This is a genomic window from Kocuria flava (genome assembly GCF_001482365.1).
Classification (GTDB): domain Bacteria; phylum Actinomycetota; class Actinomycetes; order Actinomycetales; family Micrococcaceae; genus Kocuria; species Kocuria flava.
This window is the reverse complement of sequence record NZ_CP013254.1, coordinates 1887742-1902720: the sequence shown is the minus strand read 5'-3', so window position 1 is coordinate 1902720 and position 14979 is coordinate 1887742. Positions and strand designations below refer to the sequence as shown.

The following is a 14979-nucleotide window of genomic DNA, read 5'->3' as shown; positions in this document are numbered from 1 at the left end:
GACCATGATAGCCGGGGCCGCTCAGCGCTCCGGCCCGTCCGCCACCAGCCGCAGGGCCCGCTCGAGCAGCCCGGGCTCGGCGGGGTCGAGCCAGCGCACGCGCGGGTCGGCGCGGAACCAGGTGCGCTGGCGGCGGGCGAACTGCCGGGTGGCCACGACCGTGGCCCCGGCCGCCTCCGCCGTGCTCGCCCGGCCGTCCACGACGTCGAGGAACTGCCCGTAGCCGAGCGCCCGGGAGGCGGTCCGCCCCTCCCGCAGCCCGCGGGCGGCCAGGCGCCGGACCTCGTCCTCGAGCCCGGCCGCGACCATGGCCTCCACGCGGGCGGCCAGCCGGTCGTGGAGCACCGTGCGCTCGGTGTCGAGGCCGATCTGGACGGTCGGTTCGAGGTGCTCCCGGCGCGGCATGAACGCGGTGAAGGGCCGGCCGGTGAGCTCCCACACCTCCAGGGCGCGCACGACCCGCCGGTCGTCGCGGATCCGGGCGGCCGAGTCCGGGTCCACCTGCCGCAGCCGCTCGCGCAGGGGGCCGGGACCGCGCTCGGCGAGCTCCTGCTCGAGGCGGGCCCGCACCCGCGGGTCGGTGCCGGGCAGCTCGAGGACGTCGAGGGCGGCGCGCACGTAGAGCCCGGAGCCGCCGACGAGCACGGGCACCGCCCCGCGGGCCCGGATCCCGGCGATCGTCGCGCGCGCGGCGCGCTGGAAGTCCGCGACGGAGGCCTCCTCGGTGACGTCGAGGACGTCCAGGAGGTGGTGGGCGACCCCGTGCCGCTCGGCCGGCGGGATCTTCGCGGTGCCGATGTCCATGCCGCGGTAGAGCTGCATGGCGTCGGCGTTGACGACCTCACCGCCCAGCGCGCGGGCCAGCTCGACGCCGAGCGCGGACTTTCCGGTGCCCGTGGGGCCGACGACGGCGACGACCGGCGGCTGGGCGCTCACGGGGCGCTCACCGTCCGGGCAGGGCCGGCATGCCGAGCCCCACCCTGCCGCGCCCGCCCGCGCCGGGACCGGCGGGCACGCCGCAGGACTCGGCCTGGCGGCGGTCCCAGGCGTCCCCGGCGCGGGAGCGGCGCAGGGCGTAGTCGCCGGGGCCGGCCGGGTCGGCCACGAGGTGGAAGGCCGCGGCCCCGGTCACGGGCACGGTCACGAGGTCGCCCGGGCGCGGGGTCCCGGCCCCCTCGGGCACGGAGAAGTGCACGAGGCGCTGGTCGCGGGCCCGGCCGGAGAGCCGGTGGGTGCGCTCGGCCTTGCGCCCGGCCTCGGCGGTGACGAGCAGCTCGACCCGGCGCCCCACGAGCCGGCCGTTCTCCTCGGCGGCGATCCGGTCCTGCAGGGCGGTCAGGCGCTCGTAGCGCTCCTGGACCACCTCCTTGGGCACCTGGTCGGGCATCTGCGCCGCGGGCGTGCCCGGGCGGATCGAGTACTGGAAGGTGAAGGCGGAGGAGAAGCGGGAGGCCTCGACGACCTCGAGCGTCGCCCGGAAGTCCTCCTCGGTCTCCCCGGGGAAGCCCACGATGATGTCGGTGGTGATCGCCGCGTCCGGGATGCGCTCGCGGACCCGCTCGAGGATGCCCAGGAACCGCTTGGCCCGGTAGGACCGGCGCATGGCCTTGAGCACCCGGTCGGAGCCCGACTGGAGGGGCATGTGCAGCTGCGGCATGACGTTGGGGGTCTCGGCCATCGCGTCGATGACGTCGTCGGTGAACGCGGCCGGGTGCGGGCTCGTGAAGCGCACCCGCTCGAGGCCCTCGATCCGCCCGCACGCGCGCAGCAGCTTCGCGAACGCCCCCCGGTCGCCGAACTCCACGCCGTAGGAGTTCACGTTCTGGCCCAGCAGGGTGACCTCCACGGCGCCGTCGTCGACGAGGGCCTGGACCTCGGCGAGGAGCTCGCCCGGCCGGCGGTCGCGCTCCTTGCCGCGCAGGGACGGGACGATGCAGAACGTGCAGGTGTTGTTGCAGCCCACGGAGATCGAGACCCACCCCGAGTAGGCGCTCTCGCGCTTGGTCGGCAGCGTCGAGGGGAAGACCTCGAGGGCGTCGAGCAGCTCGACCTGGGCCTCGGCGTTGTGCCGGGCGCGCTCGAGCAGCGCGGGCAGGGACCCGATGTTGTGCGTGCCGAAGACGACGTCGACCCACGGGGCCTTCTCGAGGATCGTGTCCTGGTCCTTCTGCGCGAGACACCCGCCCACGGCGATCTGCATCCGCTCGTTGCGCCGCTTCGCGGGCACGAGCCGGCCGAGGTTGCCGTAGAGCTTGTTGTCGGCGTTCTCGCGCACCGCGCAGGTGTTGAAGACCACCAGGTCGGGCTCCGCGTCCCCGGCGGGGACCCAGCCGGAGGCCTCGAGCAGCCCGGTGATCCGCTCGGAGTCGTGGACGTTCATCTGGCAGCCGAAGGTGCGCACCTCGTAGGTGCGCGGGGCGTCGGCGGCGTGCGGTGCGGGTGCGGCGGGGGTCGAGATCACCGATCGATTGTACGGCCCCGGGCCGGTCCCCGTCCCGTCCCCTGCTCCCGGGCCCGGCAGTCCAGCCGGGCCGCGAGGGCGGGCAGCTGCGCCGCCGTCTGCCGGGCCCCCCACGCGGCGAGCGCGCGGGCGCGGTCGGGGGCGGCGCACAGCTCGAGGCCGGTGAGCACCGCGTGGGCGCCGCCGAGAGCCACCAGGCGCGGCCACCGCGGCTCGGCCGCCAGGACGTGCAGCACCGGTCCGCCGCCGCGGAGGAACTCGGCCAGCAGCTCCTCCCCCGTGGCCCGGTCCCACAGGACGGGCTGCTCGGCGAGCGGCCAGCCGCCGCGCACGGCGGCCGCGGCGAGCGCCGGGTGGTGGTGGGCGGTGCCCTCGAGGTCGACGAAGCGCGGGCCCGCCGGGCCGAGCAGCACGTTGGCCGGGGAGTGGTCGCCGGTGCTCACGCACGAGTGCGGGCCCCGGCGCAGCAGCACGGGCAGCTCCGCCAGCTCGGCGCGCACCGCCGCGCTCTGCCCGGGGGACGCCCCGGCCAGGAGCCGCTCCAGGCCGCGGTCGGCCAGACCCGGCGACGGCAGGCGCCCGGGGTCGCGGGCCTCGGGGTCGGCGGCGGCGAGCCGGGCGGCGAGCTCGGCGGCGCGGGCGGGGTCGGGGCGGGCCTGGGCGCCGAGCGCGCGGGCCCACGCGCGCAGGGCCGCGGGGACGGCGGGTCCGGGCGGGGCGGCGCGCAGGAGGGAGCCGAGGTCCGGGAGGGGGCCGAGGTCCTCGACCAGGACGAGCCGGTGCTCGTCGCACCAGCCGGCCATCGCGGGGGCGGCCTCGACCAGTCCCGCGCCCGCCCGCTCGCGCAGGTAGCCGAAGCCGCCGGCGTTGCGGGCGCCGTCGCGCCGCGGGAAGTGCTTCGCCAGCAGCGCGGGGGCGCCGGGCGGGCGGCGGACCCGGTGGAGCACGGAACGGCCCGAGGACCCGGGCAGGGGCTCCAGGCGCACCGGCTCCCCCAGCAGGCCCGCGGCGCAGGCGGTCAGCCGCTCACGGCGGGCCCGGGCCCTGGCGCTCACGGGCTCCCGGGCCACGGCTCCTCGAGGTCCTCGGCGGAGGCCTCCCGGGCCGCCAGCTCCTCCTTGACCACGCCGAAGGCGGTGCCGGGCGGGTAGCCCTTGCGCCCGAGCATCCCGACGAGCCGGCGCACGAGCCGGTCCCGCTCGGCACGGTCGCCCAGGTCGGCCCCGGCGGGCAGCTTCCGGCGCACGAGCTCCGCGGCGTCGGCGCGCTCGTCGTCGTCGGTGCGCTGCTCGAGCGCCTGCTCGGCGACGTCCCCGTCGACGCCGCGGGCGGAGAGCTCGCGGCGGATGGCGGAGCGGGAGAGCTTGCGGGTGCTCGCGCGGGACCGGACGTAGACCTCGGCGAACCGGGCGTCGTCGACGAGCTCGACCTCCTCGAAGCGGTCGAGGACCGCACGGGCGACCTCCTCGGGGACGCCGCGGTCGGCGAGCTTGTCCTCGAGCTGCTTGCGGCTCCTGGGGCCGGCGGTGAGCTGGCGCAGCACGATCGCCCGGGCCACCTCCCGGGGGTCCGGCTCCGGGTCGGCGGCCACGGACGACGCCGCCGCCTGCCCTTCCGGCCCGCGGGAGCGGGCGGCGGAGCGGCGGCGGCGGCGTGCGTAGGGGCTCTCGCTCACGGCACTCAGAACGCCGGGCCCGGCACCTCGGCGGCGAGGCCGGCGGGCAGGGCGGTCTCCGTCTCGTCCTCGGCGGCGGCCTCCTCCTCGACGACGATCCCGAGCTTGACGAGGATGCGCCGCTCGATCTCCTCGGCGAGCTCCGGGTTGTCCTTGAGGAACCGGCGGGCGTTCTCCTTGCCCTGGCCCAGCTGGTCGCCCTCGTAGGTGAACCACGCACCGGACTTCTTCACGATCCCGTGCTCCACGCCCATGTCGATGAGCCCGCCCTCGGTGGAGATGCCCTCGCCGTAGAGGATGTCGAACTCGGCCTGCTTGAAGGGCGGGGCCATCTTGTTCTTGACGATCTTGGCGCGGGTGCGGTTGCCCACCGGGTTGGCCCCGTCCTTGAGCGTCTCGATCCGGCGGACGTCCACGCGCACCGAGGCGTAGAACTTCAGCGCCTTGCCGCCCGTGGTGGTCTCCGGGCTGCCGAAGAACACGCCGATCTTCTCGCGCAGCTGGTTGATGAAGATCGCCGTGGTGTTCGAGTGGGAGAGCCGCCCGGTGATCTTGCGCAGCGCCTGGCTCATGAGCCGGGCCTGCAGGCCGACGTGGCTGTCGCCCATCTCGCCCTCGATCTCGGCCTTCGGCACGAGCGCCGCGACCGAGTCGATGACGATGATGTCGATGGAGCCCGAGCCGACGAGCATGTCCATGATCTCGAGGGCCTGCTCGCCGGTGTCCGGCTGGGAGACGAGCAGGTTGTCGGTGTCCACCCCGAGCTTCTCGGCGTAGGAGGGGTCGAGCGCGTGCTCGGCGTCGATGAAGGCGGCGATGCCGCCGGCCTTCTGGACGTTGGCCACCGCGTGGAGGGCGACCGTGGTCTTGCCGGAGGACTCCGGGCCGTAGATCTCCACGACGCGCCCGCGCGGGAAGCCGCCGATGCCGAGCGCGACGTCGAGGGCGATGGAGCCGGTGGGCACCGTCTCGATCTTGCTCGCCGGGCGGTCGCCCAGGCGCATGACCGAGCCCTTGCCGTAGTTCTTGTCGATCTGGGCGAGGACCGTCTCGAGGGCCTTCTCCCGGTCGGAGCCGAACTGCTGCTCCGTGCTCTGCGTCCTGGCCTTGCCTGCCATGATCTCCACCTCGTGTCGTTCGGGGCCCCGCGGTGCGGTGTCGGGACCGGGTGCTGCTGGGGTCGTCCTGCTGGGTTCGGGCTCCACGGTACCGGGGCGGGCCGACACCGTAAGGGCCCCCGCGGGCCCTGGGGACGGGGACGGGTCCGGCCTCCGGCGCTGGGCCCGGACGCGGGCTCCCGCACCGCAGGATCGAATATACCTTCGAACGGCGCGCGGGTCCACGGCCGCGCCGGGGCCTCAGCCGCGGGGCGGCCGGTCCTCGCCCCACCACCGGGCCTCGGGGACGTCCTGGGCGCGGCAGACGGCGAACCAGACCTCCTTGGGGTCCACGCCGTCCTCGAGGGCCTCGGCGGCGCTGCGCTGGCCCAGTTCGCCGAGCACGAGGTCGCGGGCGAGGACCTTGCTGTAGCCCGGGCCGAACTCGTCGGCCATCAGCTGCCAGAAGCTGCTCAGGCGCACGGGGGACTCCTTCGTCGTGGGGAACGGCCGTTCCCGATGGTGCGTGGGGAACGGCCGTTCCCGATGGTGCGTGGGGAACGGCCGTTCCCGATGGTGCCACGGGACGGGGTCACGGGTCGGTGCCGCGGACGGCGCAGGGCCCGCCGGTCCTGCGACCGGCGGGCCCTGCGGCACGGTGGGCGGGACGGCGCCGCCGTCCCCGGGATCAGCGGGCGCCGGCCGCGGCGGCCTCGCCGCCGCTGACCCGGCCGAACTCCCGCGAGTACTGCTCGGTGAGGTCGCTGGGGACCGTGTCGGGGACCAGCAGGCCCTCGGCGTGGGCGAGGCGGTCCGCGACCTCCCGCAGCATCTGGGACAGGGGGATGTCCAGAGCGGCGCAGATCGAGGCGAGCAGCTCGGAGGACGCCTCCTTCTGCCCGCGCTCGACCTCGCTGAGGTAGCCGAGGGAGACGCGGGCGCTGTGGGAGACCTCGCGCAGGGTGCGTCCCTGCCGCTGGCGCACGCTGCGCAGCACCTCGCCGATCTCCTGGCGCAACACACCCATCTTCATGTCCTTCGTCTCGGTCCGGTCGTCGTGGTCCGCTCCCACGTCCATCCAACGGACGACGCCATTGACGGACACGGGCTGCTTCGTCATCTGAATCGCTTGTCTCCTCGTGCTCTGCGACGTGCCCGCCGCCTGGTCCGGAGCCTCCGCCGGTCGCGACCGGCACCCGGCGCTGCTCCGTCCGGCCCGACGCGGGCCTGCACTGGTTGCTAACCCCGCTGATGGTTCCATTCTTCCCCCCCTGGCCGGCTTTTTTCCTTGGAGTTGGCTGTGAGGGCACCGGTCAGCAGGCGCAGGGCCCGGGCGACGGTGGCCGCGCGGATCGCGGCGCGGTCCCCGGACAGGCGCAGCTCGTGCACCGACCGCCCGCCCGGGCCGGCGAGACCGACGTAGACGGTGCCCACGGGGCGGCCGTCGTGGGGCTCGGGGCCGGCGACGCCCGTGGTGGACACGCCCCAGTCCGTGCCCAGGCGTCGGCGGACCCCCTCGGCCATGGCGGTGGCGACCTCGGGGTCCACGGACCCGCGGGCGGCGAGGAGCTCGGCCGGGACGCCGAGGACCCGGGCCTTGACGCGGTTCGAGTACGAGACGATTGCGCCCTCGAAGCACGCGGAGGCCCCGGGGACGTCGACCACGGCGGCGGCGAGGGCCCCGCCCGTGAGGGACTCGGCGGTGGCCAGGGTCAGCCCCTGCCGCACCGCCTCGGCCACCAGCGCCCCGGCCGGGGTGTCCGGCCGGGCGGGGCCGGTCACGGTGTCCCCCGGCCGGCGAGGGCGTCGCGGCGCAGCTGCAGGGCCTTGACCACGTAGTCGACGCCGGTGACGACCGTGACCACGAGCGCGGCGGCCATCGCGGTCCAGCCCAGCCAGGGCCACCAGCCGCCGACCAGGGGCACGAGCGGCAGCAGCAGGAGGAGGAGGGCGACGGTCTGCAGGACGGTCTTGAGCTTCCCGCCCCTGGACGCGGCCATCACCCCGTAGCGGATCACGACGAAGCGCAGCACGGTGATCCCCCACTCGCGCACGAGGATCACGACGGTGACCCACCACCACAGCTCCCCCAGCATCGACAGCACCACGAACGCGGCGCCGGTGAGCAGCTTGTCCGCGATGGGGTCGGCGATCTTGCCGAACGAGGTGATCAGCCCGCGGGCCCGGGCGATGTCGCCGTCGAGCTTGTCGGTGATCATGGCGGCGGCGAACACCGCGAAGGCGGCCCACCGCATGCCCAGCGCGTCCTCGCCCCAGGGCCCGCCGGCCCACAGGAACCACACGAACAGGGGCACGAGCAGGATCCGCAGGGCGGTCAGCGAGTTGGGCAGGTTGAGGTTGGAGGGCCGGTGCTGGTCCTGCGCGGGGCTCATCGGGGCCGCCTTCCTGGGTCGTCGTCGGGTCGGGGCTCAGCGGCCGGTGAGCTGCCAGGCGTCCTCGGAGCCCTCGGCGTCGGCGCCGTCGTGGTACTCCGGGGCGGGCTGGGCGAGGGAGGCCTCGACGGGGTCCTCGCCGTAGTCCACGGACCCGCCGGGCGGGGCGGCGGGCGCGGGCGGCTCCTCGCCGCGGATCACCGCGAGCGTCGCGGCGAGGTCGTCGGGCTTGACGAGCACGTCGCGGGCCTTGGAGCCCTCCGAGGGCCCGACGACGCCGCGGGACTCGAGCAGGTCCATCAGCCGCCCCGCCTTGGCGAAGCCCACGCGCAGCTTGCGCTGGAGCATCGAGGTGGAGCCGAACTGGGTGGTGACCACGAGCTCGGTGGCCTGCAGCAGCACGTCGAGGTCGTCGCCGATGTCCTCGTCGATGGTCTTCTTCGGCGCCTCCTGCACCACGTCGTCGCGGTAGCGGGCGGCCATCTGGCCCTTGACGTGGTCGACGACCTCGTGGATCTCCGACTCGGAGACCCAGGCGCCCTGCACGCGCATCGGCTTGGAGGCGCCCATGGGCAGGAACAGGGCGTCGCCCTGCCCGATGAGCTTCTCGGCCCCCGGCTGGTCCAGGACCACGCGGGAGTCCGTGACCGAGGACGTCGCGAAGGCCATGCGGGAGGGCACGTTCGCCTTGATCAAGCCGGTGACGACGTCGACCGAGGGGCGCTGGGTCGCGAGCACCAGATGGATCCCGGCCGCGCGCGCCAGCTGGGTGATGCGCACGATCGCGTCCTCGACGTCGCGCGGGGCGACCATCATGAGGTCGGCCAGCTCGTCGACGATCACGAGCAGGTACGGGTAGGGCCGGATCACCCGCTTCGAGCCGGGCTCGGGCTGGACCTTGCCGTTGCGCACGGCCTTGTTGAAGTCGTCGATGTGCTTGTAGCCGTAGTGCGAGAGGTCGTCGTAGCGGGCGTCCATCTCCCGCACGACCCACTGCAGGGCCTCGGCGGCCTTCTTGGGGTTCGTGATGATCGGGGTGATCAGGTGCGGGACGCCCTCGTAGGCGGTCAGCTCCACGCGCTTCGGGTCGACCATGACCATCCGGACCTCGTCCGGGGTCGCGCGCATCAGCAGCGAGACGATCATGGAGTTCACGAAGCTGGACTTGCCGGCGCCGGTGGCGCCGGCGACGAGCAGGTGCGGCATCTTCGCGAGGTTGGCCACGACGTAGCCGCCCTCGACGTCCTTGCCCACGCCCATGACCATCGGGTGGTCGGTCTTGCGGGCGTTGTGCGAGCGCAGGACGTCGCCCAGGGAGACCGTCTCGCGGTCGGTGTTGGGGATCTCGATGCCGATCGCGGACTTGCCGGGGATCGGCGAGAGGATCCGCACGTCGGCGGAGGCCACCGCGTAGGCGATGTTCTTCGACAGCGCGGTGACGCGCTCGACCTTGGTGCCGGAGCCCAGCTCGATCTCGTACCGGGTGACCGTGGGGCCGCGGGAGAAGCCGGTGACCTCGGCGTCGACGTTGAACTGCTCCAGGACGCTGGTCAGCGCCGCGACGACGGCGTCGTTGGCCTCGGAGCGCTCCTTGGCCGGCGGGCCCTGCACGAGGGACGCGGCGGCGGGCAGGGAGTAGGCGACGTCCCCGTCCAGCTGCAGCTGCTCGGAGCGGGCCGGGATCGGGGCCTCGGGGGTGTGGGTGCGGGCGGTGACGGCCGTCGACCCGGTCGAGGGGGCGGCGGGCGCGGCGACGTCCTCGAGGGCCGGTGAGCCCGAGCCCGCGGCGGTGTCCTGCGCGGTCGCCCCGGGCGCCCCGGTGGGCTCCCCGCCCGTCCCGAGGCCCTGGTAGCGGCGCAGCTGCTGGGCGGCGAGCTCGTCGCGGGTCGGGCGCTTCTCCCCCGGGCGCAGCCCGGGCTCGTCCGTCCCGGCCGGGCCGGCGCCGGCGGCCGCGGCCGCCTTCCGGGCCCGGGGCCCGGCGGCCGGGCGGTCCCCGGAGTCGACGTCGAAGACGCGGGTGCGGCCCTGCTCGTCGACGGCCTGGCCGTCCTCGACGACGGCGCGCTCGAAGGCCTCGTCGCCGCGGTAGCCGTCCAGGGCGCGCTGCCGCTCGGCCTCGGCCTCCTTCCTGCGCTCGCGGCGCTTCTGCCGGCGGGTGGGCTCGGGGGCGCCGTGGTGGCGCTCGAGGTAGGAGCGGTCGTGGGCGTCGGCGGCGAGGTCGGTGGCGGAGACGGGCCCGTCCTGGCCCATCAGGCGCCAGTAGGCCTGCTTGAGCCGCGGCACGATGAGGTTCACGGGCGTCGCGGTGACCACCAGCACGGACAGCCCCAGCACGGCCGCGAACACGGCGCCGGCCCCGAACGGGGTGACGAGGGCGCTGAGGGGGTCGGCCGCCAGGAAGCCGACGGTGCCGCCGGCGGCGCTGATCGCCTCGTGGCCGCGGCTCATCGGCGGGCGCCCGCCCAGCAGGTGCGACAGCCCGGCGCAGGCGACGACCGCGGCGGCGAGGCCGATCGCGATCCGGTTGTTCGCCGCGGTCTCCTCCGGGTGGCGGAAGCGGCGCAGGGCGAAGCCCGTCAGCGGCAGGGGCAGGAGCACGGCGGTCCAGCCGAAGCTGCCGGCGGCCACGGCGTGGACCGTCTCGGCGGGCACGGACAGCCACGCCGCGCCGGCCCCGCGCAGGTTCCACCACTCGACGGCGGCCACGAGCAGCCCGAGCAGCAGCAGCAGCAGCGCCCCGCCGTCGCGCGTGCGCTCGGCGGGCACCCCGGTGCGGGGCGTGCCCATCCGCCGCACGGCCCCGCCCACGAGGCGGGCCACGCCGTTCCAGGCCCCGGCGACCACGCGCGCGCACCACAGCACGGCGGCGCCCAGCGCGCGCGCCGGGCCCGATCCCGGCGCGGGGGCCGGGGTGCGCGCGGCGGAGCCGCGGGCCCGCGAGGAGCGGGCGGGGCCGCGGGAGGACCCCGTCGAGCGGGCGGACGAGGAGGAGCTCTTGCCGCGCGACGTCGAGGTGCCCTTGCGGGCGGGGGAAGTACGGGTCGCCATGCCTCCCAGGGTAGACCACGGCCCCCTCCCGTCCGGGTCGCACCGCGGACGGGAGGGGGCCGGCGCCGGCCGCCGGAGGGCTCAGACCTCGATGACGACGGGCACGATCATCGGCTTGCGCCGCAGCTTGCGGGAGACCCAGGCCCCGATCGTGCGGCGCACCACCTGCTGGAGCTGCTGGGTCGTGTGGTTCTTGCCGGTGTGGGAGAGCGCGTCCTCGAGGGCCGCGGCGATCTTGACCTTGATGTCGTCGAAGACCCGGTCGTCCTCGGCCACGCCGCGGGCGTGGACGTCGGGGCCGGTGACGACCTTGCCGGTGTCCCGGTTGACGACCGTGATGACGGAGATGAACCCCTCCTCCGAGAGGATCAGCCGGTCCTTGAGGTCGGCGTCGGTGATCTCCCCCACCGAGGAGCCGTCCACGTAGACGTCGCCGCACTCGACCTGCCCGGTGACCCGGACCTGCCCGCCGGCCATGTCGACGACGGTGCCGTTGACCGCGTACAGCACGTGGTCGGTGGGCACACCGGTCTCCTCGGCCAGCTTGCCGTTGGCGATCAGGTGGCGCACCTCGCCGTGGACGGGCATGACGTACTCGGGCTCGACGATGTTGTAGCAGTACAGCAGCTCGCCGGCGGCGGCGTGGCCGGAGACGTGCACCTTGGCGTTGCTCTTGTGCACGACGTGGGCGCCCAGGCGCATGAGCCCGTTGATGATCCGGAACACGGAGTTCTCGTTGCCGGGGATCAGCGACGACGCGAGGATCACGGTGTCGCCCTCGTCGAGCTGGACCTTGTGGTCGCCGTTGGCCATCCGGGACAGGGCGGCCATCGGCTCGCCCTGGGAGCCGGTGCACATGATGACGACCTTGGAGTCGGGGTGGTCGTCGAGGCGCTTCTGGTCGATCAGGGTGTTCGGCGGGACCTCGAGGTAGCCCAGCTTCTCGGCGATGGTCATGTTGCGGATCATCGACCGGCCCATGAACACGACCTTGCGCCCGTGCTCGGCGGCGGCGTCGAGGACCTGCTGCACGCGGTGGACGTGCGAGGAGAACGAGGCCACGACCACGCGCTTGGGGGCGCGGCCGATGACGTCGGCGAGCACCGGGCCGATGTGCTTCTCCGTGGGGGTGAAGCCGGGGACCTCGGCGTTGGTGGAGTCGGTGAGGAACAGGTCCACGCCCTCCTCGCCCAGCCGGGCGAAGTGGCGCAGGTCCGTGATCCGCCCGTCCAGGGGCAGCTGGTCCATCTTGAAGTCGCCGGTGTGCAGCACCGTGCCGGCCTTCGTGCGCAGGAACACGGCCAGGGCGTCCGGGATGGAGTGGTTCACGGCGACGAACTCGCACTCGAACTCGCCCAGGTGCTCCACCTGCCCCTCGCGCACCGCCATGGTGTAGGGCTTGATGCGGTGCTCCTGCAGCTTCGCCTCGATCAGCGCGAGGGTCAGCTGGGAACCGATCACGGGGATGTCGGGGCGGCGCTTGAGCAGGTACGGCACCGCGCCGATGTGGTCCTCGTGGCCGTGGGTCAGGACCACGGCCACGACGTCGTCGAGCCGGTCGACGATGTGGTTGAGGTCGGGCAGGATCAGGTCGACGCCGGGCTGGGTCTCCTCGGGGAAGAGGACGCCGCAGTCGACCACGAGCAGCTGCCCGTTGATCTCGAACACGGTCATGTTCCGCCCCACCTCGCCCAGCCCGCCCAGCGGGACGACGCGCAGGACGTCCTTGCCGAGCGCGGGGGGCGCGGAGAGGTCGGCGGTGAATCGGGTCATGAGACCCCTTTCGTTCAGTCGATGGTCTCGAGAAGGGTGCCGGCGAGGACGGAGCCCTCGAGGTCCGCGCGGACCAGGGCGGCCTCGGCCGGCGTGAGGGGCACGTGCGGCAGGCGCACGGTGGGGTGCGGCAGGCGGCCCTGCCACGTGAGGATCGTCTTGGCGGCCACGGCGCCGGGGGCCCGGGTCATGGTCGCGCGGACCACGGGCTCGAGCTCGAAGTTGATCCGGCGGGCGGTCGCCAGGTCGCCGGCGCGCACCGCGTCGACGAGCTCGCGGTAGCGGGCGGTGGCCACGTGCGTGGTGACGCCGATCAGCCCGGCGGCGCCGATCGCCATCCAGGGCAGGGTCAGGCCGTCGTCGCCGGAGTAGTAGAGCAGGTCGGTCTCGGCCAGCACCCGGGTCGCGGCGAACAGGTCCGCCTTGGCGTCCTTGACGGCCACGATGTTGGGGTGGGCGGCCAGGGAGATCAGGGTCTCCGGCTCGAGGGGGATGCCGGTGCGGCCGGGGATGTCGTAGAGCATGATGGGCAGGTCCACGGAGTCCGCGAGGCTGCGGAAGTGGGCCTCCACCCCGGCCTGGGTGGGCTTGTTGTAGTACGGGGTGACGATGAGCAGCCCGTCCATGCCGATCTTCTCGGCCTCCCGGGACAGGTGGCGGGAGTGCTCGGTGTCGTTGGAGCCGGTGCCGGCCAGCAGGGGCACGCGCCCGCCGAGGGCGTCCTTGACGGCGCGGAACACCGAGAGGTTCTCCTCGTCGGTCATCGTGGAGTACTCCCCGGTGGTGCCGCACACCACGAGCCCGTCGCAGCCGTCGTCGACCAGCTGCTGCGCGACGCCGACGGTGCCGTCGAGGTCCACGGAGCCGTCCTCGGCGAAGACGGTGATCATGGCCGTGAGCAGGGTCCCGAACAGGGGCCGGTCCTCGGCCGCGGGGCGGTCGGTGCGCGGGGTCTCCGGTGAAGCAGTCATGGGTGCCAGCGTACCGCTTCGGCGCGGGCCCCCGCGCCGCGGCGGGGGCGGGCGGGCGCCGCGGGGGTGGCGGTGGGGGCCACGGGCTCAGCCTTCCGGGCCGGCCGGGCCGGCCGGGCCGGCCGGCCCGACGTTGCGGGCGGGCCGGCCCCGGGACAGGGCCACGGCGTCGCGCATCGCCGAGCGGGCGCGCGTGCGGTCCCCCGCGGCGGCGTAGGCCAGGGAGAGCCGGTACCAGCTGCGCCAGTCCCCCGGGGCGGCCTCGGTGCGGGCCCGCTCCTCGGCGAACCGGGCGTCGGCGGCGCCGCGCTCGATGCGGCCGCCGGGGGTGCGGGGCAGGTCGTCGGCGGGCAGCCCGCCCTCGGCCTCGAGGGTGCGGGCCATGCGCTCGGTGCGCACGCCGAAGGCGATCTCGCGCACCATCGCCCACGCGCCGACGGCGGGCAGGGCGAGCAGGGCCAGGCCGAAGCCGGTGGCGATCCAGCCCCCGGTGCCCAGCAGCAGCACCGCCCGGTGCAGGCTCAGTCCCAGGTAGACCACGAGCAGGGCGACCATGGCGCCCGCGAGCACGCGGTCGCGGCCGCCGGCCTCGAGCAGCGTGAAGACCCCGGCGAAGGCCAGGACCGCGAGCAGCCACAGCTTGGACCCGCCGGGGATCGGGAGCAGCCACAGCGTCAGCAGGGCGGCGGCGAGCAGGGCCCAGCCCCAGGTGCGCACCGAGCTCACGGGGTCACAGCCCCAGGTCGAGGTAGCCCTCGAGCCCGTGGGTGAGCCCGGGACGGGAGCCGACCTCGCGCACGGCGAGGACCACGCCGGTCATGAAGGAGATCCGGTCGAAGGAGTCGTGGCGGATCGTCAGCTGCTCGCCGGTGCCGCCGAGCAGGGTCTCCTGGTGGGCGACCAGCCCGCGCAGCCGCACCGAGTGCACGTGCACGTCCTCGACCACGGCCCCGCGGGCCCCGTGCGGGTCCTGCTGGGTGGCGTCCGGGGACGGGGCCACCCCGGCCTCGCGGCGGGCGCGCCCGACCAGGGCCGCGGTGCGCGCGGCCGTGCCCGAGGGGGCGTCGACCTTGTCCGGGTGGTGCAGCTCGACGATCTCGACCGACTCGAAGAAGCGGGCGGCGAGGGCGGAGAAGCGCATGGCCAGGACCGCGCCGATGGAGAAGTTGGGGGCGATCAGCACGCCGGTGCCGGGGTGGCGCTCCAGCAGCGCGCGCAGCCGGTCGAGGGACTCCTCGTCCCAGCCCGTGGTGCCCACGACGGCGTGGATGCCGTGCTCGACGGCGAAGCGCACGTTGGCCTCGGTGGCCGAGGGCACGGTGAGGTCGACGACGACCTGCGCGCCGGCGGCCACGAGAGCCTCGAGGGAGTCCTCCGAGCCGAGCTCCGCGACCAGCTGCAGGCCCTCGGCGCGGCGCACGGCCTGCACGGCCTCGCTGCCCATCCGGCCGCGGGCGCCGAGCACGGCCACGCGCAGGTCGGCGGGGTCCTCCGGGGAGCCGGCGGGTCCGGGGGGCGGCGGGACGGGTGCGGTGCGCTCGGTCATGGTCCCCACTCTAGA

General features: G+C 74.9%; 14 protein-coding genes. All 14 read right to left on the bottom strand.

Annotated elements, in window-relative coordinates:
* Window positions 1–21 precede the first annotated feature (21 nt).
* The 14 genes from miaA to dapB all read right to left on the bottom strand — a co-directional run bounded on the left by miaA (window position 22) and on the right by dapB (window position 14862).
* On the bottom strand, window positions 22–936 hold the full coding sequence (gene miaA / locus AS188_RS08485) for a tRNA (adenosine(37)-N6)-dimethylallyltransferase MiaA (protein ID WP_058858487.1): 915 nt from the start codon (window positions 934–936) through the stop codon (window positions 22–24).
* Window positions 937–943: 7 nt separating this feature from the next.
* Window positions 944–2380 carry a tRNA (N6-isopentenyl adenosine(37)-C2)-methylthiotransferase MiaB gene (gene miaB / locus AS188_RS08480; RefSeq protein ID WP_236945103.1) on the bottom strand — a complete coding sequence of 479 codons (1437 nt, stop codon included), beginning with the start codon at window positions 2378–2380 and terminating at the stop codon, window positions 944–946.
* A gap of 77 nt (window positions 2381–2457) precedes the next feature.
* Window positions 2458–3516, bottom strand: a complete 1059-nt coding sequence (locus tag AS188_RS08475; protein WP_157570918.1) for a hypothetical protein — start codon at window positions 3514–3516, stop codon at window positions 2458–2460.
* Window positions 3513–4136 carry a regulatory protein RecX gene (locus tag AS188_RS08470; protein ID WP_058858485.1) on the bottom strand — a complete coding sequence of 208 codons (624 nt, stop codon included), beginning with the start codon at window positions 4134–4136 and terminating at the stop codon, window positions 3513–3515. Before AS188_RS08470 ends, AS188_RS08475 begins: the two co-directional genes overlap by 4 nt.
* A gap of 5 nt (window positions 4137–4141) precedes the next feature.
* A complete protein-coding gene (gene recA / locus AS188_RS08465; protein ID WP_058859828.1) occupies window positions 4142–5254 on the bottom strand; it encodes a recombinase RecA in 1113 nt (370 codons plus the stop codon).
* Window positions 5255–5494: 240 nt separating this feature from the next.
* Window positions 5495–5716 carry a DUF3046 domain-containing protein gene (locus AS188_RS08460; protein ID WP_058858484.1) on the bottom strand — a complete coding sequence of 74 codons (222 nt, stop codon included), beginning with the start codon at window positions 5714–5716 and terminating at the stop codon, window positions 5495–5497.
* Between the two features lie 205 nt (window positions 5717–5921).
* A complete protein-coding gene (locus tag AS188_RS08455) occupies window positions 5922–6353 on the bottom strand; it encodes a helix-turn-helix domain-containing protein (RefSeq protein ID WP_058858483.1) in 432 nt (143 codons plus the stop codon).
* 119 nt (window positions 6354–6472) lie between these two features.
* Window positions 6473–7015: a CinA family protein gene (locus AS188_RS08450; RefSeq protein ID WP_058858482.1), complete on the bottom strand. Its 543-nt coding sequence runs from the start codon at window positions 7013–7015 to the stop codon at window positions 6473–6475.
* On the bottom strand, window positions 7012–7626 hold the full coding sequence (pgsA, locus tag AS188_RS08445) for a CDP-diacylglycerol--glycerol-3-phosphate 3-phosphatidyltransferase (RefSeq protein ID WP_058858481.1): 615 nt from the start codon (window positions 7624–7626) through the stop codon (window positions 7012–7014). The genes AS188_RS08450 and pgsA overlap by 4 nt, the downstream gene beginning before the upstream one ends.
* Before the next feature lie 36 nt (window positions 7627–7662).
* Window positions 7663–10674, bottom strand: coding sequence for an FtsK/SpoIIIE family DNA translocase (locus AS188_RS08440; protein WP_058858480.1), 3012 nt, complete (start codon window positions 10672–10674; stop codon window positions 7663–7665).
* An 81-nt stretch (window positions 10675–10755) separates the two neighbouring features.
* Window positions 10756–12447 (bottom strand): ribonuclease J, encoded by a 1692-nt coding sequence (locus AS188_RS08435; RefSeq protein ID WP_058858479.1) that lies wholly within the window; start codon window positions 12445–12447, stop codon window positions 10756–10758.
* Between the two features lie 14 nt (window positions 12448–12461).
* Window positions 12462–13418 carry a 4-hydroxy-tetrahydrodipicolinate synthase gene (gene dapA, locus AS188_RS08430; protein ID WP_083529352.1) on the bottom strand — a complete coding sequence of 319 codons (957 nt, stop codon included), beginning with the start codon at window positions 13416–13418 and terminating at the stop codon, window positions 12462–12464.
* A gap of 87 nt (window positions 13419–13505) precedes the next feature.
* Window positions 13506–14144, bottom strand: coding sequence for a hypothetical protein (locus AS188_RS08425; protein WP_236944944.1), 639 nt, complete (start codon window positions 14142–14144; stop codon window positions 13506–13508).
* Between the two features lie 4 nt (window positions 14145–14148).
* The gene (dapB, locus tag AS188_RS08420) at window positions 14149–14862 is read right to left on the bottom strand and encodes a 4-hydroxy-tetrahydrodipicolinate reductase (protein ID WP_058859825.1); all 714 of its coding nucleotides are present in this window, start codon (window positions 14860–14862) and stop codon (window positions 14149–14151) included.
* Window positions 14863–14979 lie beyond the last annotated feature (117 nt).

Coding starts and splice junctions, on each gene's coding strand:
- AS188_RS08435 (WP_058858479.1), bottom strand. CDS start 12,447: ATGACCCGATTCACCGCCGACCTCTCCGCGCCCCCCGCGCTCGGCAAG.
- pgsA (WP_058858481.1), bottom strand. CDS start 7,626: ATGAGCCCCGCGCAGGACCAGCACCGGCCCTCCAACCTCAACCTGCCC.
- recA (WP_058859828.1), bottom strand. CDS start 5,254: ATGGCAGGCAAGGCCAGGACGCAGAGCACGGAGCAGCAGTTCGGCTCC.
- miaB (WP_236945103.1), bottom strand. CDS start 2,380: ATGAACGTCCACGACTCCGAGCGGATCACCGGGCTGCTCGAGGCCTCC.
- dapA (WP_083529352.1), bottom strand. CDS start 13,418: ATGACTGCTTCACCGGAGACCCCGCGCACCGACCGCCCCGCGGCCGAG.
- AS188_RS08455 (WP_058858483.1), bottom strand. CDS start 6,353: ATGACGAAGCAGCCCGTGTCCGTCAATGGCGTCGTCCGTTGGATGGAC.
- AS188_RS08440 (WP_058858480.1), bottom strand. CDS start 10,674: ATGGCGACCCGTACTTCCCCCGCCCGCAAGGGCACCTCGACGTCGCGC.
- dapB (WP_058859825.1), bottom strand. CDS start 14,862: ATGGGCAGCGAGGCCGTGCAGGCCGTGCGCCGCGCCGAGGGCCTGCAG.